The sequence below is a fragment of the Streptomyces sp. NPDC005408 genome, assembly GCF_040606445.1.
Lineage (GTDB): Bacteria > Actinomycetota > Actinomycetes > Streptomycetales > Streptomycetaceae > Streptomyces.
On the sequence record NZ_JBEXEX010000024.1, the window covers coordinates 40,896 to 59,777 of the forward strand.

Below are 18,882 nucleotides of genomic sequence, written 5' to 3' on the forward strand. Positions count from 1 at the left end.
GCATGTCCGCAATAGAGCAACTGACCTTCGACCGACTGGCTCCCGGAGTCAGAAAGGAACTCCGGGAGCTCTGCCGGCTCGACAACCACCACGGCCCGCTGGCAATTCTCTTCGAGTACGCACTGATCGCCGGATCCGTAGCTCTCTGCGTCGCGGGCTCGTACTGGCTCTATCCGGTGGCCCTGGTCGTCATCGGCTCGACCCAGCGCTTCCTCGCCCACTTCCTGCACGAGTCGTCCCACAAGGTGCTCGCCCGGAACCGGACGCTGAACCTCATCGGCGGCACGGTGCTCTCCGGATACCTGGTGTGGCACCTGCTCGGCCCCTACCGCAGCTCGCACGTCGGCAACCACCACCGCAACCTGGGTGACGCCGAGAACGACCCCGACTACAGCTTCCACATCGAGTGCGGTCTGTACGACACCGAGCGCTCCGACCGGTACTTCTTCTACAAGCACCTCGTGCTCTCGGCCCTCGGACTGCGCGCCTTCAGCTACATCCGGTACGTGGCCCGTGAACGGCTCTTCTTCGACGCCTCCCAGGTCACGGTCTCCGTACCGGTGTCGCTCCGGGTGGAGCGCGTCGTCGTGCTCGCCCAGTGGGCGGCCATCGTCGGGATCTGCGCCTGGTTCGGGTGGCTGCCGGAGCTGGCCCTGTTCTGGTTCGTCCCGCTGTTCACCACCAACGCGGCCATCGGCTGGCTCGCCGAACTGGCCGAGCACTACCCGATGCCGGAGAGCGAGCAGCAGCCGGTGCTGCTCACCCGCAACCGCCACGGCCGCTTCCTGGAGCGGTTCCTGATCAGCCGCCACAACGACCGGTACCACCTGGTCCACCACCTGAACACCGGCATCCCCCACTGGAACCTGGGCCGGGCCCACCGGGTCATGCTCCAGGACCCCGGGTACGCCGCCTGGGACGGCCTGTGGGCCGGCGCGTTCACCACCCCCCGCTCGCGCAAGGGCAAGGAGACCGTCATCAGTTACGCCGCCAAGTACCGCCGGTGGCGCCAGGCCGGTGGCGACCCCGCCGGGTCGAACCCGACCTTCGCCCAGCTCATGATGCTCGCGGCCGACTCCGCGCCCGCCGCTCCGGCACAGCGGCCCGGCACGCAGCTGACCGGCGTGCCGGGCTGACGCTGCCTTCCCCAATTCGTCGGTGATGCGGCCGGGAGCCGGAGTCGACGTCCGTCAACTCCGGCTCCCGGCCGCTGTGGATGGCATAGATCCCGTACGGCACCGCCTTCTGTGCGCCGGTCACATGAATGAGACCTGCCTGCCACGGGTCACCCCTGGAACGGGCCGAGCAAGGCTTCCCAGGCCGTGACACCTCTTGCACGCCGAGGAGATGTATCCGGAGCCCGTCATCGTGCGCGCATGGTGCCGGAGACCTTGACCTCGGTTTTCAGAACTCCCGTCCGTGAGGAGCCGACTCATCGCCACTCTTCGCGACAGAACCATTCGCGCCGGCACCGTGACGCGTCAGCCAAACGCATGCGACATGACCCAACCCTCACCGAGGCGTAGGAACGGAATATGACCAGGACACTGACCGTGGCAATCATTGGTGCTGGCCCACGTGGCACCTCACTTCTCGAACGTCTCATCGCCAACGCTGCCGAGTGTGCGCCGGACCGGACGATCGCCGTCCACGTCATTGATCCTTATCCGCCAGGGGGCGGTCGCATCTGGCGGTCCCAGCAGTCACCGCTGCTATGGATGAACACCACAACCGACGAATGCACAATGTTCACCGACGAGACCGTCGAATGCGAAGGCCCAATCGTCTCCGGTCCCACGCTCAGCGAATGGGCCCAGAAGCTGGCCACGGGCAGCCTGTCGTCGCCCCCGGGATTCCGGCTCGCTCCCTCCACGTCGGCCGAGGCAAGGAGGATGCAGGATAGCTGGTTCACTACTCGTCAGACGCAGAGCGACTATCTGTCGTGGGTATTCTGGCAGTCGGCGAAGAACGGCATGCCCCAGGTACAGGTCCATTCACACGTAGGCCGGGCTGTCGATGTGCACGACCTTCCTCTTGGCGGGCAACGCGTCATCATGGCGGACGACCTTCCCCCGGTGGACGCCGACATCGTACTGTTCGCACAAGGCAACGTCGATATCGCGCCGAATGCGGAAGAGGTGCGTCTGACGGAATACGCGGCCGCCCATGACCTGTATTATCTGCCATCGGGATCGACCGTCGATCATTGCTTTGACCAGATACCCGCCGGCGAACCGGTGATTGTACGTGGGCTTGGATTGTGTTTCATTGACACCGCCGTGCTGCTGACCTCCGGACGCGGCGGCACATTCCATCGTGACGACTCCGGCGAGCTGCATTACAAGCCATCCGGTAATGAACCCGTCCTCTTCGTGGGCTCGCGGCGCGGCGTACCGTACTGGTCGAAGATGCACTACAACCTGACCGGATCACCCCCGGAACCGTTCGGCCACCTCAACGCCGCGGCCGTGGCCGCCCTCGGCGACCGCCCCCTGGACTTCGCCATGGACATCTGGCCGTTGATTGCCCGCGAAGTCACCCACGCGGGCTATCGCGAGCTTGCCGAATCGCACCAAGAACTCCTGGACATCGACACTCGTCAGTTTATTCACCGCCTCGATATCCTCGATTGGGATGGACCGGAACTCAAGGAGCTGGTCGATCAGGCAGTGCGGTTCGACGAGGACCGGATCGACCTGGAGGAAACAGCCCATCCGCTGGCCGGTCGCCACTTCCCCGACCTGGATACCCTGCAGAACTGGATGATCAATCATATCGCTACAGGAGTTCGACGCGGGCGCGATCCTCGTTACAGCGCGAGCCTGGCGATGCTGCACGGTCTAAGCTCTGCCTTCTACAGGCTGGTCGAACTCGTCAACGAAGAAAGACTCTCTCCCGCCGCATGGGAGCACGATCTGCCCGCGTTCCTTGATCTCTGCCGATTTCTCACCAGCGGACCGCCTGGACCGCGGCTGGAGGAGCTCCTTGCCCTGACCCGTGCCGGTATCGTCAGATTCCTTGGTTCGGAGATGACGGTGACCGCCCACGAGGGGCTCTTCCACGCGCGGTCATGCAACGTAAACGTATCGATCACAGCCCGATCCCTCATCGAGGCCCGGCTCCCAGAGCGGACAATGCTTCGCGTGAATGACCCATTGCTGTGCAAGCTCATCCAACGCAATGAGATCAGGGAAGAGATCCAATCGGCCCCCGACGGCGGCGACCGGTATCCCACTGGTCTTATCGATACCGCGGGTCTCATCGATACCGATTCTTTGAATCGCCTAAAGCGTGCTGATGGAACCCCCCACAAGAGTCGCTTCGGGGCAGGAATCCTGTTTTCGGGAAGTGTGCTGGCATCCGGCCGGTTCCCGTCCCCGCAGAGTAATGATGAATTCTTCCGACAGAACGACATGATCGCTCGTGCTGCGCTCCACGAACTGTGTCGACGCGAAGTAACCACTCACAGCTCTCGTGACCTTGATTGAGTTGGTTCGATTGACGGGCCGGCGCCCGACATGACGAGCCGATATGGCCGAGCGGCCCCCGATGGAGTAGATCGTGCGGCATCAACCCCCTCACCGCCCTACGCGACCTCTTCGCCGGGCGGCCATGGACGCTGCCCGCAACCAGCTGAAACCCCTGAACAGTTACGTCGCGGCGGACCCGTCACTGAGGGCCTACCGCGACTACCACTTGCCGTACTACGAGAAGCTGCGCGCTGTCGCGCTCCGACCATGAGCATGCTGGCAGGAATGGTCAGCATGATTATCCGGCGAGTGCACAGGTTGGCGTTTGGAGCATTCAAGGTAATCAGGGCGTGGATGAAAGGAGTGAATGTCCGGGCTAAGTTTAGGACTTGAGAAGTCTTGGATCGAATTTCCGACGTTGCGTTGGTTCCTTTTCTCTCATCACCAAATGCCTCGAAATGCACAGGGGAGAACTAGTGAGTGACTTCACGGGACTGGTCGCGATCGTTACCGGCGGTGCGTCGGGAATCGGTCTGGCCACTGCGAAACTGCTGAACAGCAGGGGAGCCTCGGTTGCCGTACTCGATTTCAAGCCGGATGGGCTCCCGGACGACATCATGGGTATCGAGGCCGACGTCAGCAACGACGCCCAGGTCAAGTCCGCTGTGGACGCTGTGGTCGAGCGATTCGGCAGGCTGGACGTCGTGGTGAACAACGCCGGCATCGGCGCGGTCGGGGACGTGACGGAGAACAGCGACGAGGAGTGGGCGCGGGTCCTGGACGTCAACGTGATCGGGATGGTCAGGGTCGCCCGGCACGCCGTGCCGCACCTGCGGCGCTCGCCCGCCGCGGCGATCGTCAACACCTGCTCGATCGTGGCCTGGGCCGGAGTGCAGCAGCGGGCGCTCTACTCGGCGAGCAAGGGCGCGGTCCAGGCACTGACCCTGGCCATGGCGGCTGACCACGTCCGCGAGGGCATCCGGGTCAACTGCGTCGCCCCCGGCTCCGCCGACACCCCGTGGATCGGCCGCTCGCTCCAGGACACGCCCGACCCCGTGGCCGCCCGGGCCGCCCTCGACGCCTTCCAGCCGACCGGACGCCTGGTGACGGCCGACGAGATCGCGGGCGCGATCGCCTACCTGGCCAGCCCCCTGTCGACCGCGACGGTGGGCACCGTGCTCGCCGTGGACAACGGCATGCACGGCCTGCGCCTGCGCCCCCCGGTCCGGTCCTAGTTGACAAGTCCGCGCTGCGACACCTGGTGATGCGCTGCACGAGATGATCTACTCTCTCGAGGTCAGGTATGCCGTCCGGGGGGAGGCTAAAGGGTGCAGGCTGCGACGTCGAGGCGTAATCGAGACGACACCGGTCGCAGGCCGGAGTTCGCCGTGCTGGGATCTCTGGAGGTCCGCAGCGGCGGTGAGCCCGTGCCGGTCAGCGGAGCGCTGCAGCGGCGCGTCCTGGTGACCCTGCTGCTGGAGGCCGGGCGCGTCGTGCCCGTCTCCCGCCTCGTGGCGGTCGGCTGGAACGAGGAGCCCCCGGACAGCGCCGAGCACCAGGTGCGCAAGGTGGTCGCCAAGCTGCGCAGCCGCATCCCGTGCGGCCCGCACTTCATCGTCACCGACGGGCCCGGATACCGCGCGGACGTCGACACCGACCAGCTCGACCTGCTGCGCCACCAGCAGCTGCTGGGCCAGGCCAGGGCAGCGCTGGAGGCCGGGGAACCGGAGCGGGCCGCCGCACGGTTCCGCGAGGCTCTGGCCCTGTGGCGGGGACCGGTGCTCTCCGGTGACGGCGGCCGGGTGATCGACGCCGCCTCGGCGGCCCTGGAGGAGCAGCGCCTCACCGCGGCCGAACAGCTCTACGACCTGTGCATCGCCGCGGGTGCGGCCGCCGAGGTCACGGGCGAGCTGCGGGCCCTCGTCGAGGAGCACCCGCTGCGCGAGACGCTGCGCAGGCGGCTGATGCTCGCCCTCTACCGCTCGGGCCACCAGGCCGCCGCACTCGCGGAGTTCGCCCGCGCCCGCAAACACCTCGCCGACGAGCTCGGCATCGATCCGGGGGTCGAGCTCACCGAGCTGCATGAACGCATCCTGCGCCAGGACCGGTCGCTCATCCACCACCCGGCACGCCCGCCTTCCCCCGCCCCGGCCGAACCGCCCGAGGTGCCGTACGCCCTCCCCTTCGACGTACGGGACTTCTCGGGCCGCGACGCCGAGCTGCAGTGGGTCCGCGACGCGGCCGGACGCGCCCTGCCCCGGGTGCCGACGGTCCTCGCCCTCGACGGCATGGGAGGCAGCGGCAAGACGGCGCTGGCCGTGCGCGCCGCCCATCGACTGGCCGAGCAGTATCCGGACGGCAGCCTCTTCATCGACCTGCACGGCTTCACCCCGGGCAAGACACCGCTCAGCGCGTTCGACGCCCAGGGGGACCTGCTCGCCGCCGCCGGCGTTCCCAGCGACGAGATCTCGACGGTGCCGGCGGGACGCGCCGCACGGTGGCAGTCGTACATCCGGGGACGCCGCATGCTGCTGCTCCTGGACAACGCCGCCGCGTCCGAGCAGGTACGCGGGCTGATCCCCGCCTCGTCCGACAGCCTGGTCCTGATCACCAGCCGACCGCGGCTGACCGGGCTCGACGGAGCCGAGTGGCTCTCCGTGGGCGCTCTGTCGGAGTCCGACAGCCACCAGATCCTGCTGAGGACGCTGGGCAGCGAACGGGTCCGGAACGAGCCGGACGCGGCCCGCGAGCTGCTGCACCTGTGCGGAGGACTGCCGCTGGCGGTCAGGATCGCCGCGGCCCGGCTGGCGAACCGCCCGCACTGGACCATACGGCGGCTCGCCGAGAAGCTGCGGGACCACAACCGGCGTCTGGACGAACTCACCAGCGAGGGCAGGGGAGTCGCCGGCGCGCTGCTGCTGTCGTACCAGTCCATGCCCGACGACCAGCGCACCGCCTTCCTGCTGCTGGGACACCACCCCGGACGCTACCTGGACACCGAGGAGGCCGCGGCACTCCTGGACACGGACGCCCTGACGGCCGAGGGCGTGCTGGAGGAACTCGTCGACGTCAGGCTGCTGGAGGCCAGGGAGTCGGGGGTGTACGCCCTGCACGACCTGGTGCGCAGCTTCGTCCACCGGGTCGCTCGGGGCGAGCGGACGTGGGAGACCGGACGGGCGCTGCGCCGGCTGCTCGACCACTACGTGCACATGGCGGAGCGCGCGGGCGACACGCTGTTCCCCGGTCGGCGCAGCATGGGTGAGGGCGACGAAGCGGGCGGCGCGCACACGGAGTTCGACCACAAGGACAAGGCGCTCCACTGGCTCGACCAGCACCGCGACGGCATGCTCGCGGCGGTGGACGCCGCGTACGACGAGGGCCTGCTGTGGCACGCGGCACGGCTGCCGCGCGAACTGGGCTTCCACTCCAGCGTCCGCGCCTACGACGCCAGCGCGAACGCCGCCCTGGAGAAGGGGTTGAGCGCGGCGAGACGACTCGGGGACCTGTCCCTGACCCGGCTGAACCTGACGAATCTCGCCATGGGCAAGTGGCGCCTCGGGCAGTTGAGCGACGCGATCGCCCGGCTGGAGGAGGCCGTGGAGCTGTCCCGGCAGATGGCCGACGAGCACAGCGAGGCCGCGTGCCAGGCGCGGCTGGGACAGGCGTACAACAGCATGGGGGAGCTGGAACGCGCGCTGCAGCTGAACCAGGAGGTCAACCGGCGCGCCAAGGAGCTCGGTCTCACCCGGCTCGGCGGCTCGTCGCTCAGCATGCTGAGCCTGATCCAGGTGCGCCTGGGGCGCTTCGACGAGGCGGCGGAGTCGGCGGAGCAGGCGCTGTCCGTCTTCGACTCGATCCAGGAGGTCCAGCTGTCCGTGGACGCGCTGAGCAACCTCTCCCAGGCGATGGAGGGTCTGGGCCGCCTGGAGGAGGCGCTCGCCCGGGCCGACGCGGCGCTGGAACGGTGCGAGCGGATCAGCATGCCGTCGGTGCTGCCCCTCGTCCTCGCCCGCCGGGCCGACGTGCTGACACGCATGGGGGAGCTGAAGGAGGCGGCGCACAGCGCCGACCAGGCCCTCATGAAGGCCGCCAGGGGCACCGGCGACATCCACCGGGCCGGCGTTCACCTCACGGTGGGGCGGGTCCGGTACGCGCAGGGGGAGCTGGAGCTCGCGCGCGCCCAGCAGCTGCTGGCCCACGAGCTCGCCTGCCGCATGGAGTTGCGCTACGACGAGGCGTGCGCGCTGTGGGGCCTCGCCCGCACCGCCGAGACCTGGGGGCAGCTGGAGCTGGCCCGAAAGCACCGCTCAGCTGCGGATGACCTGTTCTCTCTCATGAACGTGCCGGAGACCGCACGGTGAGCCCTGATCGGCTTCTACGAAGGGGTCAGCTCATACGCCGTATCGCTCTGTGCGCCGCCTCGGTACTCGTTCTCAGTGCGCCGGCGGGCTGCTTCACCGCCTCGTACGCAACCCAGGCGTCGGCGACGGTCCAGCAGCCCGCCCCGTCCGCCGAGGCGCCGGCCGGGATCGTCGCCGAGCCTCGCGACAATCATGGCAACGACTGAAACGCTGCGCGCCTTCGCGCTCCAGCCATGACCGTGCCAACCGGAATAGTCGGCATGATTACCCGACACGTGAGCCGGTCAGTGATCTGCACGCTCAGCGTAGTTGCGATGCGGACGAAAGCCTTGAATGGCCGGGCTAGGTTCGGACCCAAGACGGTGCGTCAACCAGGTGGGTCACTTGAAGGGCATTCCGATGCCCTCCCGTCAGAAAAGTGATCTGTGTACCGGTGGATATCTCCGGTCGTTACAAAAAATCCAGCCGCCTCTGCTGCTGCGGAGACCAAGGCTGACCGATCGGAAGGAGCACATCTCATGACCACGGCCATTGTGCACGCCTGCCCGGAGTGCGAGGAGTCGGTGCAGATCGGCGATTCGGTGCGACTCAACGAGATTCTGGAGTGCGCGGGCTGTCGCATCGAGCTGGAGATCATAGCGCTGAGCCCCGTGGTGCTCGCGCTCGCGCCCGAGGTCGAAGAGGACTGGGGAGAGTAACGATGATCACTGTAGAGTCGGCCGGCGACGTCGCGCTTGCCGCGACGAAGGACTTGTCCGAATCCGGTGCCCACCTTGTTCGGCACAACGACTTCTCGTCGCTGACGGGCATCTCGCGTGACGACTGGGCACGTTTCTCCGAGAACTGGGAGGTTCTCCAGCGCGACCCCTACATGGCCGACGGCGGTACCTACCGCTACCGCAGGTACGGCCAGTTCGAGCTCGACATGGAGTCCGGCGACCTCACTGAGCTTCCGCACGGTCCGTACCGCCAGGAGGCAGACGTCAACAAGCTGCACGGCGGCGTGGACCGGTTCTACGAACCGCTCACCGAGACGTTCGTGAGCGGACCCGTCCTGCGCAGAGTGCTGATGAGCCTGGCCGAGATCTTCAGCGGAGTCGACGGCACCAAGAAGTGGAACATCAAGGTGACCCCCATCCGCACCGTCGCTACGAAGGATCAGGCCGGTGAGCCGACTCCGGAGGGCCGGCACAAGGACGGCGTCACCTTCATCACGTCGCTGATGATCGGTCGCAGCAACGTGACCGGTGGGGAGAGCACCGTCTACACGGAAGACGGCGAACTCCTCGTCACCACGACGCTCTCCGAGCCCGGCGACATCCTGCTCGGTGAAGACCGCCGCACCCTTCACGCGGTCACGGCGGTGCGCCCCGAGGATGACGGGGAGCCGGGGTACCGCGACGTCCTGATCATGGCCTTCACCTCGCTGTGATCCCAACCTGCCTGCGGGGCAGCGGGGTTGAGATGAAAAGACAGCAAAGCTCCTGGTAGCTGGGTGTCAACCGAGAACACTCAGCGCGCCAGGGGCTTTTGCTGTGGTCCCTGTGCCGGGGTGTCGAGACGCGCGGCGGCTGTACCTCGACCTACGGGCGTGACCAGCCGTTGGCGAGAGGCGTCCCATGCCCTCGAGCCACTGGTCCCAGAGGCCGGCGGGGCGGGTGAAGCGGTCGGCGTTGTGGGTGCCGAGGCGGCCGTCGAGGTGGAGGAGGGCGCCGAGGGCGTCGGGCTGGTCGTAGTGGAGGTCGGTGCGGGGGAGGTATCGGTCGAGGTAGGCGGTGAGGATCTCGGCATCCGCGTACCGCCTCCGTGCCCGCCCACGCCCCGCTCGCTCGGGTGCGTGCCGAAGCGGGCCAGGGCGAAGCAGTAGGCGCCGCCGGAGTAGCTCACCGATGTGCTCGCGGAACGCTTCGCGGTGGTCGATGCCGATCAGTCAGGCGGCGGTGAGGCGCGCGCGCCATTCGTACGCGAGGAGGGCCCCAGGGTGCGGTCCAGTCGAGTTCCCGGTCCAGGGCGGTGCCGGAGATGCCGTACGTGCGGTCGGCGTCCACCCGCCAGAACTGGGAGTAGAGGATCACCTGGGCGTGGTCGGCCAGGTCGTTGATGATCTCGGTGAAGTGGGCCGAGGGCCAGCCGGGGGCGTCGTCCGCGGTGGTGGCGCGTAGGCGCGCGGTGACGGTGGGACTACAGGGGTGCGGGCGCCGAGTTCGGTCAGGGCCCAGCGGATGCCGTCGGGCTCGCTCCAGTCCGGTGGTGTCGCCCGTTCCAGGCAGGCGCGATAGGCGCGGCGCAGGGGCTCGACCGCGCCGTCGATCTCCAGGCTCGCCAGGGCCATCGCCGCCCATTCCCGGACGGTGGGGTCGTCGCTGCCCAGGAGGGCGATCAGAGCGGGGCCGCAGCGCGGGTCCGCCACCTCTTCGAAGACCTCGATGGCGGTCAGCTGCCCGAAGCCGCCGAGGGAGGGAAGACCGTCGATGATGGCGGGGATGGCGTCGGAGCCGATGCCGATCAGTTCCGCTCGGGCGTCGTACGACGGGCCGGTCGAGTCATCGAGCTGCTGGATGAGTCTCTCGATGTGGGTGGTCATGGGTGGTCCTGGCGCCAGAAGGTGGGGAGCCACCAGCAGAGCACCGAGCTGTCGTCGGGCCACGGGGCGCGGTCCTCGGCTGCCCAGTCCTCGAGGGAGTCGCGCGTCAGGTCGATGGGGCGCCAGGCGGGGTCGAGCGGCTCGTCCTCAGCCGGAGGGCGGACGTACCGCCGGCCGTGCTGGTCGCAGGCGCCGAAGTCCTGGTAGTTGCGCTGGGCCTCGATCAGGGAGACCTTGTTCGCGCCGCCGCCCATGGTCGGCCAGCGGAACTGGACCCCGTCGTCCTCCCAGAAGCAGACGGGGCAGATCTCGTAGGAGCCGGGCATGGCGTCGAGCACGCGGTGCCCGCAGCAGGGGCAGGGGTAGCGGTCGCTCACCTGCGCAGTCTCGTTGCTGGTCCGGCCGGTGCGCCATGGATTTCTCTGCCCCGGTACCCCCGGCCAGTCCGCAGCCAGTCCGCAGGACACCCGTAAACGGCCGTCGGGAGCCAACGCACGCCAACGAGGAAATCCCAGGTCAGAGCCCTGGAGGAGGCTCCGCCGCAGGTCAGGATCTGGCTTCAGGCATTCCGCTTCAACGTGTGACGTGCTGGGGAGGGGCGGGTCCTTGGGGTCCGCCCCTTCGTCATGTCCGTGGAAGCCCCTGAGGCCCTACGCAGCACCGCTTTCGAGCAGGCCCTTGAGCTTCTGCTCGTTCTTCGGCATCTCCTTCCGCGCGTGCGGACGCACGACCAGCGGAACAAGCAACTTGCCCATCCCGTGGGACTCGAAGTCGAGGTCGAGCGTCAACCGTGACCGGTCGCCGTCACCGAGCGGCTCGATCGTGCCGTGGACATCGCCCCTGACGGGACCGTCGATGCCCTTCATGTGCCAGCTGCGCGGAGGGTCGAGCTCGACCACCTCCATGGTCATCGGGAACTCGCGGCGGCCGATGCGCCGGGTCACGACCATCTTCGACCCCACAGCCATCGGAGCGTCGCCGAGCGGCCGTACGGATACGGCGCTCTCCTGCCACTCGGTGAGGTGGGAGGGGTCAGTCACGTAGGAGTAGACATCCTCGGGTCGGCGGGAGATGTCTACGCTCTCCTTAATGGTGGACATTTCGCCTCCTGGGTGAGGTTCTACATAAATAATCCCACCCGGGTGACCCCCACACCAGAACGCGAACCCGCGCCCGCACCGGGCTCAGCGGCCGTCGCCCGGCTCCGTCCCGTCCGCCAGTTCCGCCAGGACCTCCGCGTGGCAGCGTTCCGGGACGCACCAGCAGCCCAGGCGGTGGCCGCGCAGGGACGGGAGGCGGGCGAGGAGCTCGGGCCGGGCGAGGAGATACGCGCGGTACTTCTCGACGACCTCTTCGCGGGTGCCGTCCGGGCCCGGGCGGAAGGGGCTGGCCAGCGGGGAGGCATCCAGGTGCCAGCCGCCGCGGTGCATCGCGCGGCCCACATAGACCACGTCCGCGTACTCCGGGTCGTCGCGGTGGCCCTTGAGGTTGACGACGGTTGTCCTGCCCATGTGCTGGATCCTCCGGTCTCGGGCCGCGCCCGGCAACGCGAGGAAGGCGCGTACCGGGCGGACCAGGGTCGGGCGGGCCGCTGGTCGCGGCCCGCGTGACCTCATGTACGCGTGGTTCAGGGAAGCTTGACGGCCAGGAGATCCACCGGGCGGATGTCCGGGGCCGAACTCAGCATCGTCTCCGCCGCCTCCATCAGCGCGGCGGCGATCCGGCCCTGCAGATGACCGGACCGGCCCTCCTCGTTCTCGAAGGTGTCGAAGACACCGAAGGTCGTGGCGCTCTCGCGGAACGCGAACCAGGTGACGGTGTGCTCCTCCTCGCGGGCGAGCTGGAGTGCGCCGCGCAGCAGCGCCTCCACCTTGTCTGCGTACTCCGGCTTGGCCTCGATGCGAGCCAGCAGACCGATGTTCATCGTGAGTCACTCCGTAGGTCGGCGTCGGTGTCCTCGTCTTCGGGGACACCCCCAAACTAGGCCGGTGACCGATGCCGTCGGCAGTGTCGTAAACGACGTGTCGGATACGGTTTCCGTCATGGATGTTGCGGTGCTGGTCTACGACGGCGTGTTCGACTCCGGACTCTCGGCGATCCTCGACGTGCTCGACGGCGCGAACGCCATGCGGGGTGAGCTCCCCCAGCCGCCGCCCGCCTGGCAGGTCACCACCGTCGGCTTCCGCCGCCGTGTGCGGACCGGCGCGGGACACATCGTCACCACCGAACCCGCCGCCGAGGCCAAGCGTGCCGACCTCCTCCTGGTGCCCGCGCTCGCCGAGCGGCGGCCGGACGAGCTGCTCGGGCATGTCTCCGGCCCCGCGACGGCCGCGGTACGGGAGCTGGTGGCCGGCACCCGCGAGCGGGGCACACCCGTCGCGTCCGCCTGTACGGGAACCTTCCTGCTGGCCGAGTCGGGGGTGCTCGACGGACGGAAGGCGACGACGAGCTGGTGGCTGGCGCCGCTCTTCCGTCAGCGCTACCCCGCCGTCACGATCGACGAGACCACGATGGTCACCACGTCGGACGGGGTGACGACGGCCGGCGCGGCCTTCGGGCACGTCGATCTGGCGCTCGCGATCGTACGGATGAGCAGCCCGGCCCTGGCCGATCTCGTGGCGCGCTACCTGGTCGTCGACGAGCGGCCCTCGCAGTCCGCGTACACCATCCCCAGCGCGCTGGCCCAGAGCGATCCGCTCGTGGCGGCCTTCGAGCGCTGGGCCAGGCTGCATCTGGAGGAGCCGGTCAGTGTCGTCGACGCGGCGCGTTCGCTGGGCGTCAGCGAGCGCACCCTTCAGCGGACGGTACGCCGGGTACTCGGCACCTCTCCCGTGCGATTCGTCCAGGACCTGCGGGTCGAGCAGGCCTCGCACCTGCTGCGCACGACCGATCTGTCCCTGGACTCCATCGCCCGCAAGGTCGGCTACGAGCACGCGAACACGCTGCGGATCCTGCTGCGCGAGCGCACTGGCAGTACGGCGGGTGCCCTGCGCGGCCGCTGACGACCACTCCGAGCTCATTGGTTTGAATTGACAACTCTCCCTCCCGCGCGGCAGGCTGGCTGCATGAGGGTTTGAATTTCAAACCAGTCGGCTGGGGAGGCTGTCGTGATGCGGGACGCGGTGATCGTCGAGGCGGTTCGTACGCCGGTGGGCCGGGGCAAGCCGGGAGGGGCGCTGCACGTCGAGCCCCCCGTGGACCTGCTGGCCCGCACACTCGTGGCGCTCGTCGAACGGGCCGGGATCGATCCCGCACGCGTCGACGACGTCATCGGCGGCTGCGTCACCCAGGTCGGGGACCAGTCGCTCAACATCACCCGCAACGCCGTACTGGCCGCCGGGTTCCCCGAGTCGGTGCCGGGCATGACCGTGGACCGGCAGTGCGGCTCGTCCCAGCAGGCCGCGCACATCGCGGCGCAGGGCGTGATCAGCGGTGCGTACGACATCGCGATCGCCTGCGGCGTGGAGTCGATGTCCCGGGTGCCGATGGGATCCAATGTGCTGCCCGGCAGCGACCCGTTCGGGCCGAGGCTGGGCGAGCGGTATCCGGGGGGTCTGGTCGGGCAGGGGATCAGCGCCGAACTGATCGCGGCCCGCTGGAAGATCACCCGCCAGGAACTGGACGCCTACGCGCTGGAGTCGCACCGCAGGGCCTCGGGCGCGTGGGAGCGCGGGGAGTTCGACCGGGAGGTCGCCTGGACCGGGCAGCGGGACGAGTCCGTACGGCCGGGAACCTCGGCCGAGGTGCTCGGCGGGCTCAAGCCGGCGTACTACGACCCGGTCATGGAGCGGCGGTTCCCCGAGATCGGCTGGCAGGTCACGGCGGGCAACAGCTCACCCGTCAACGACGGCGCGGCGGCGCTGCTGATCATGGGCGCGGATGTCGCGGATCGACTGGGGCTGCGGCCGCGCGCCCGCTTCCACTCCTTCGCGGTGGTGGGCGACGATCCGCTGCTGATGCTGACGGCGATCATGCCGGCGACCGAGAAGGTACTGGCCAGGGCCGGGCTGAGCATCGACGACATCGATCTGTTCGAGGTGAACGAGGCCTTCGCCTCGGTGGTGCTCGCCTGGCAGCGGGAGACCGGTGTGGAGGCGGACCGGCTGAATGTGCGCGGCGGCGCGATCGCGATCGGACATCCGCTCGGCGGCAGCGGGGCGCGCATCATGACGACGCTGCTGCACAACCTGGAGGACCGTGGCGGGCGGTACGGGCTGCAGACGATGTGCGAGGCCGGAGGAATGGCCAACGCGACCATCATCGAACGCCTCTGAGTCGGCGCTCGTCCGAGTCAGAGCTGCTGCGGGTAGCCGATCGAGGCGATGTCCTCGGCGAGTTCGGCGAGCGTGAGGTGCGGACTGAGCGCCGCGACCACGTCGGGGGTCAGCGGCTCGAGCGCGTACACATGGCGTACGGCCGCCAGGTCGACCGGGACCTCGTAGTAGTCCTCGGCGAACTCCTTGTACGCCGTAGGGGTCCCGGCCGTCAGTATCGCGAACAACTCCCCGGCGCCGTCCGCGTCTTCGTAGTCCTCCGGGAAGTCGATCGTCCCCGTCCGCCAGCCGTCGTCGGCGGGCTCGCGCCACAGGCAGGCCGTCGCGACGGGCATACCGTCCTCGTCCGTGAAGGCAGGTTCCTGGACGCAGGGGCGGAAGACCTCGGGGACTTCGTCGAGTACACCGGGCCACGGGCCGTCGGAGGCGTACGGGCTCATCGGGGACTCGTGTGCAAAGCCCCGGACGAACGCGCCGACTGGCGAGAAGACGATCGCGTACTCGTCGCCCGAGCCGGTCCGCATCGAGGCCATCTCCTCCGACGAGGACCAGTGTGCGTCGAAGGAGTAGAGCCGGTGCTCCCACTCGGGGCTCAGGATCGCCTCCAGCATGGCGATCGAGCGGCACAGGTCGCGCAGGGCGGGGACGGCGGGCAGTTGCCGGGCGACATCGATGACGGTCACGCCCGTCATCCAACCTCATGGCCCTGGAAGCGGTGGAGGCGCCTCCTCTTCTTCTGCGGCGACACCTCCCTAAGCTGATCCGGTCCCCGGCCGGGGGCGCGAGGAAGAGGAGAGGGACATGTCGTACCCCGACCCGAAGTACATCGAGGGCAAGGGCGAGATCAGCGCTGAGTTCCGGCCCGCGGACACGGAACCGAACCTGCGGTCGCGCACCGGCAGCGGTACGCACTATCTGGCCACCTCCGCCTCCACGGGCGGGGAGTTCGGGCTCTACCGGATGGACATGGCCCCCAAGGCGGGCGGCCCGAAGACGCACTTCCACAAGTCGATCTCGGAGTCGTTCTTCATCATCGAGGGGACGGTACGGCTCTACAACGGCGAGAGCTGGATCGACGCCACAGCGGGCGACTTCCTCTACGTGCCCCAGGGCGGACTGCACGCCTTCCGCAACGACTCGGACGCCCTCGCCTCGATGCTGCTGCTCTTCACGCCGGGCGCTCCGCGCGAGGAGTACTTCGAGAAGGTGGCCGAGGTCGCGACCGAGTGGTCGCCCGAGCAGCAGGCCGAGTTCTTCATCAAGCACGACACCTACTGGACCGACTGAGGCGCGAGGCCCGTCTTCAGGCCCGCGCCGCAGAGCGGGACGACAGCCGTTCCCTCGCTCCAGGCCCCAGCGGCCGCCCAGCACGCGACGCCCGTGGACTCGACGAACAGTCCGCGGGCAGCGAGGTCCAGCTGTGCGGCCCGGATCTGATCCTCCGTCACCGTGAGGAAGGTGCCGCCCGAAGCGCGGACGGCGCGCAGGATCTGCCGGGCCCGTGGCGGACGGGGGATCGCGATGCCCTCGGCGAGCGTCGGCGCGAGCGGCGCGGGCTCGTCGGGCAACGCATCGGCTCCGGCGTGGAAGGCGGCGGCCAGTGGGGAGACGGCCTCGGCCTGGACCGCGATCAGTGCGGGGCGTTCGGAGATCAGGCCGTTCGCGTGGAGTTCGCCAACGGCGAGGGCGGCGCCCAGCAGCAGCGTGCCGTTGCCGACGGGGACGACGATCGCGTCGGGCAGGGTGCCGCCGAGGTCCTCCCACAGTTCGTAGACGTACGTCTTCGTGCCGTGCAGGAAGTACGGGTTGTAGACGTGGCTCGCATAGAAGGTGCCCGGCTCGTCCGCTGCCGCGCGGGCAGCCTGCGCGGTGGACTCGCGGTCGCCGGGGACGAGTTCGAGGTGCGCTCCGTGTGCCCGGATCTGCTCCACCTTCTTGGCGGAGGTGTCCTCGGGGACGTACACCGTGCAGTCCAGACCGGCGCGTGCGCAGTACGCGGCGATCGCCGTGCCCGCGTTGCCGCTGCTGTCGGCGATGACCCGGCGGGGCGCGAGTCGGCGGGCCAGCTCCGCCAGCATCACCGCGCCGCGGTCCTTGAACGAGAGCGTCGGCATCAGGAAGTCGAGCTTGGCGGAGACGGTTTCGGTGAGCGCGACGAGCGGGGTGCGGCCCTCGCCGAGCGAGACGGCAGGCGCGGCAAGAGGCAGCGCCTCCTCGTAACGCCACAGTGAATTGGTCCTGCCGGAAAGGGACGTGAGCCTGATCGCCGACGCCGAGAAGTCGAGGTCCCAGGGGCTGCGGCAGTTCGGGCAGCGCCAGTTGGCCGATTCGACGGGGGAGCGGGTGCCGCACTCGGGGCAGTTGTACGAGCTCATGGGTCGCCAGCATGGCAGTTGTGTGGCACATCTGTTACGCACCGTCCCGGACTCTTGTGTGATTCCTATGGATCGGCCAATCTTTCGCTCGGCAGGCGAGACAACGGCAGGGGAGATTCAGTTGCCATTCATTGTCATGCGCCTGTCGATTTCCCCCACAGCAGCGCACCACCAATGAGGAGGACCCCTCACATGTCTGTGATGCGTAATTCGCGTCGAAGATTTGCGGCGGGCGGCGTCATAGCCGCCGCCGCGCTCTCGCTGGGTGCGGCTTCCGCCCTCACGGCCACCGCGGCCGAGTCGGCTCCGGTAGGCGTGATCGAGAACGCGGGCGTGCCCGGAGCCATCGCGGGCAGCTATATCGTCACCCTCGACGATTCGGCGCCCGACGCGGGCTCCACGGCGGGCAAGGCGCTCGCGGCGGAGTACGGCGCGAAGATCAAGAAGACGTACAACGCGGCGCTCAACGGGTACTCCGTCCAGCTCTCGGAGGCACAGGCGAAGAAGTTCGCCGCGGACCCGGCGGTCGAGTCCGTCGTCCAGAACCGTGTCTTCAAGGCGACCGGCACACAGCCGAACCCGCCGTCCTGGGGCCTGGACCGGATCGACCAGAAGGCCCTCCCCCTGAACCAGAGCTACACCTACCCGGACACCGCGGGCGAGGGGGTGACCGCGTACATCATCGACACCGGTGTACGCATCACCCACACCGACTTCGGCGGCCGGGCGTCGTACGGCTATGACGCCATCGACAACGACAACACGGCGCAGGACGGCAACGGCCACGGCACGCACGTCGCCGCGAACGTCGCCGGTTCGTCCTACGGCGTGGCCAAGAAGGCCAAGATCGTCGGCGTCCGTGTGCTCGACAACTCGGGCTCGGGCACGACCGAGCAGGTCGTCGCGGGCATCGACTGGGTGACCCAGCACGCCGTCAAGCCGGCCGTCGCCAACATGAGCCTCGGCGGCGGGGTGGACACCGCGCTCGACACGGCGGTACGCAACTCCATCGCCTCCGGCGTCACCTACGCGGTCGCCGCGGGCAACGACGGCGCCAACGCCTCCAACTACTCGCCCGCGCGAGTGGCCGAGGCCATCACGGTCGGTTCGACGACCAGCACGGACGCGCGCTCCAGCTTCTCCAACTACGGCAGCATCCTGGACATCTTCGCTCCGGGCTCGTCGATCACGTCGGCCTGGAACACCAGCGACACGGCGACGAACACGATCTCCGGCACGTCGATGGCGACCCCGCACGTCACCGGCGCGGCCGCGCTGTACCTCGCGGCGAACAAGACGGCGACCCCGGCGCAGGTCTCCTCGGCGCTGGCCTCGGCCGCGTCGAGCGGCGTGGTGGGCAATCCGGGCACGGGCTCCCCGAACCGCCTGCTGAACGTCGGCACCGGCTCGACGCAGCCTCCGGGACCGAAGTTCGAGAACACCGCGGACTACGCGATCAACGACAACTCCACGGTGGAGTCGCCGATCACGGTCAGCGGCGTCACCGGTAACGCGCCGGCGAGCCTGAGCGTGCCGGTGGACATCAAGCACACGTACATCGGCGACCTGCGCATCGACCTGGTCGCGCCGGACGGTTCGGTCTACAACCTGAAGGCGTACGGGTCGGGCGGCAGCGCGGACAACGTGATCACGACGTACACGGTGAACGCGTCGTCCGAGGTCGCGAACGGCACCTGGAAGCTGCGGGTGAGCGACAACGCGGCGGTGGATGTCGGCAAGATCGACTCCTGGGCGCTTCAGTTCTAGGCCCTGCCTGAGCGGGAGGGGCGGTCGCGACGGCGACCGCCCCTCTCTGCT

At 68.6% G+C, this 18,882-nt stretch carries 19 protein-coding genes; 11 read left to right on the forward strand and 8 right to left on the reverse strand.

Features of this window, described 5'->3' with window-relative positions:
* The first annotated feature begins 2 nt into the window (after positions 1–2).
* From ABZS64_RS22495 to ABZS64_RS22525, 7 genes are all read left to right on the forward strand, one after another.
* Positions 3–1,136, forward strand: coding sequence for a fatty acid desaturase family protein (locus tag ABZS64_RS22495; protein ID WP_355832352.1), 1,134 nt, complete (start codon positions 3–5; stop codon positions 1,134–1,136).
* A gap of 399 nt (positions 1,137–1,535) precedes the next feature.
* Positions 1,536–3,488: an FAD/NAD(P)-binding protein gene (locus tag ABZS64_RS22500; protein ID WP_355832354.1), complete on the forward strand. Its 1,953-nt coding sequence runs from the start codon at positions 1,536–1,538 to the stop codon at positions 3,486–3,488.
* Between the two features lie 458 nt (positions 3,489–3,946).
* Positions 3,947–4,705, forward strand: a complete 759-nt coding sequence (locus ABZS64_RS22505) for an SDR family oxidoreductase (RefSeq protein WP_355832357.1) — start codon at positions 3,947–3,949, stop codon at positions 4,703–4,705.
* A 153-nt stretch (positions 4,706–4,858) separates the two neighbouring features.
* Positions 4,859–7,831, forward strand: coding sequence for a BTAD domain-containing putative transcriptional regulator (locus tag ABZS64_RS22510; RefSeq protein WP_355832363.1), 2,973 nt, complete (start codon positions 4,859–4,861; stop codon positions 7,829–7,831).
* Positions 7,828–8,037 (forward strand): hypothetical protein, encoded by a 210-nt coding sequence (locus ABZS64_RS22515; RefSeq protein ID WP_355832366.1) that lies wholly within the window; start codon positions 7,828–7,830, stop codon positions 8,035–8,037. Before ABZS64_RS22510 ends, ABZS64_RS22515 begins: the two co-directional genes overlap by 4 nt.
* A 312-nt stretch (positions 8,038–8,349) precedes the next feature.
* Positions 8,350–8,529: a lysine biosynthesis protein LysW gene (locus ABZS64_RS22520; RefSeq protein WP_355832369.1), complete on the forward strand. Its 180-nt coding sequence runs from the start codon at positions 8,350–8,352 to the stop codon at positions 8,527–8,529.
* A 2-nt stretch (positions 8,530–8,531) separates the two neighbouring features.
* Complete coding sequence (locus ABZS64_RS22525; protein WP_355832371.1) at positions 8,532–9,263, forward strand: 2OG-Fe dioxygenase family protein; 732 nt, start codon at positions 8,532–8,534, stop codon at positions 9,261–9,263.
* Between the two features lie 66 nt (positions 9,264–9,329).
* Here ABZS64_RS22525 and ABZS64_RS22530 read toward each other — a convergent pair whose 3' ends face one another.
* From ABZS64_RS22530 to ABZS64_RS22555, 6 genes are all read right to left on the reverse strand, one after another.
* Entirely contained in the window at positions 9,330–9,761 is a 432-nt protein-coding gene (locus ABZS64_RS22530) for a DUF6000 family protein (RefSeq protein WP_355832525.1), read from the reverse strand.
* A gap of 141 nt (positions 9,762–9,902) precedes the next feature.
* Positions 9,903–10,415 (reverse strand): HEAT repeat domain-containing protein, encoded by a 513-nt coding sequence (locus ABZS64_RS22535; protein WP_355832374.1) that lies wholly within the window; start codon positions 10,413–10,415, stop codon positions 9,903–9,905.
* Positions 10,412–10,792 (reverse strand): CPCC family cysteine-rich protein, encoded by a 381-nt coding sequence (locus ABZS64_RS22540; protein ID WP_355832375.1) that lies wholly within the window; start codon positions 10,790–10,792, stop codon positions 10,412–10,414. Before ABZS64_RS22540 ends, ABZS64_RS22535 begins: the two co-directional genes overlap by 4 nt.
* 273 nt (positions 10,793–11,065) lie before the next feature.
* A complete protein-coding gene (locus ABZS64_RS22545) occupies positions 11,066–11,515 on the reverse strand; it encodes an SRPBCC family protein (RefSeq protein WP_355832378.1) in 450 nt (149 codons plus the stop codon).
* An 84-nt stretch (positions 11,516–11,599) separates the two neighbouring features.
* A complete protein-coding gene (locus ABZS64_RS22550) occupies positions 11,600–11,926 on the reverse strand; it encodes a DUF4326 domain-containing protein (RefSeq protein WP_355832381.1) in 327 nt (108 codons plus the stop codon).
* A 116-nt stretch (positions 11,927–12,042) separates the two neighbouring features.
* Positions 12,043–12,339, reverse strand: coding sequence for an antibiotic biosynthesis monooxygenase (locus ABZS64_RS22555; protein WP_355832384.1), 297 nt, complete (start codon positions 12,337–12,339; stop codon positions 12,043–12,045).
* A gap of 118 nt (positions 12,340–12,457) precedes the next feature.
* On the opposite strand from ABZS64_RS22555, the gene ABZS64_RS22560 reads away from it, so the two are divergent.
* Together ABZS64_RS22560 and ABZS64_RS22565 are read left to right on the forward strand one after the other, a co-directional pair.
* Positions 12,458–13,417, forward strand: a complete 960-nt coding sequence (locus ABZS64_RS22560; protein ID WP_355832387.1) for a helix-turn-helix domain-containing protein — start codon at positions 12,458–12,460, stop codon at positions 13,415–13,417.
* A gap of 108 nt (positions 13,418–13,525) precedes the next feature.
* Positions 13,526–14,689, forward strand: a complete 1,164-nt coding sequence (locus ABZS64_RS22565; protein WP_355832390.1) for a thiolase family protein — start codon at positions 13,526–13,528, stop codon at positions 14,687–14,689.
* A gap of 17 nt (positions 14,690–14,706) precedes the next feature.
* On the opposite strand, the gene ABZS64_RS22570 is transcribed toward ABZS64_RS22565, so the two are convergent.
* Positions 14,707–15,381 (reverse strand): hypothetical protein, encoded by a 675-nt coding sequence (locus ABZS64_RS22570; RefSeq protein WP_355832392.1) that lies wholly within the window; start codon positions 15,379–15,381, stop codon positions 14,707–14,709.
* Positions 15,382–15,490: 109 nt separating this feature from the next.
* Between ABZS64_RS22570 and ABZS64_RS22575 the strand changes: the two genes are divergently transcribed.
* On the forward strand, positions 15,491–15,976 hold the full coding sequence (locus ABZS64_RS22575) for a cupin domain-containing protein (RefSeq protein WP_355832395.1): 486 nt from the start codon (positions 15,491–15,493) through the stop codon (positions 15,974–15,976).
* Here ABZS64_RS22575 and ABZS64_RS22580 read toward each other — a convergent pair.
* Positions 15,961–17,064 carry a pyridoxal-phosphate dependent enzyme gene (locus ABZS64_RS22580; RefSeq protein ID WP_355832397.1) on the reverse strand — a complete coding sequence of 368 codons (1,104 nt, stop codon included), beginning with the start codon at positions 17,062–17,064 and terminating at the stop codon, positions 15,961–15,963. The genes ABZS64_RS22575 and ABZS64_RS22580 overlap by 16 nt on opposite strands.
* A 192-nt stretch (positions 17,065–17,256) precedes the next feature.
* Here ABZS64_RS22580 and ABZS64_RS22585 point away from each other — a divergent pair, with 192 nt between their 5' ends.
* The gene (locus ABZS64_RS22585; protein ID WP_355832400.1) at positions 17,257–18,831 is read left to right on the forward strand and encodes a S8 family peptidase; all 1,575 of its coding nucleotides are present in this window, start codon (positions 17,257–17,259) and stop codon (positions 18,829–18,831) included.
* Positions 18,832–18,882: the final 51 nt, after the last annotated feature.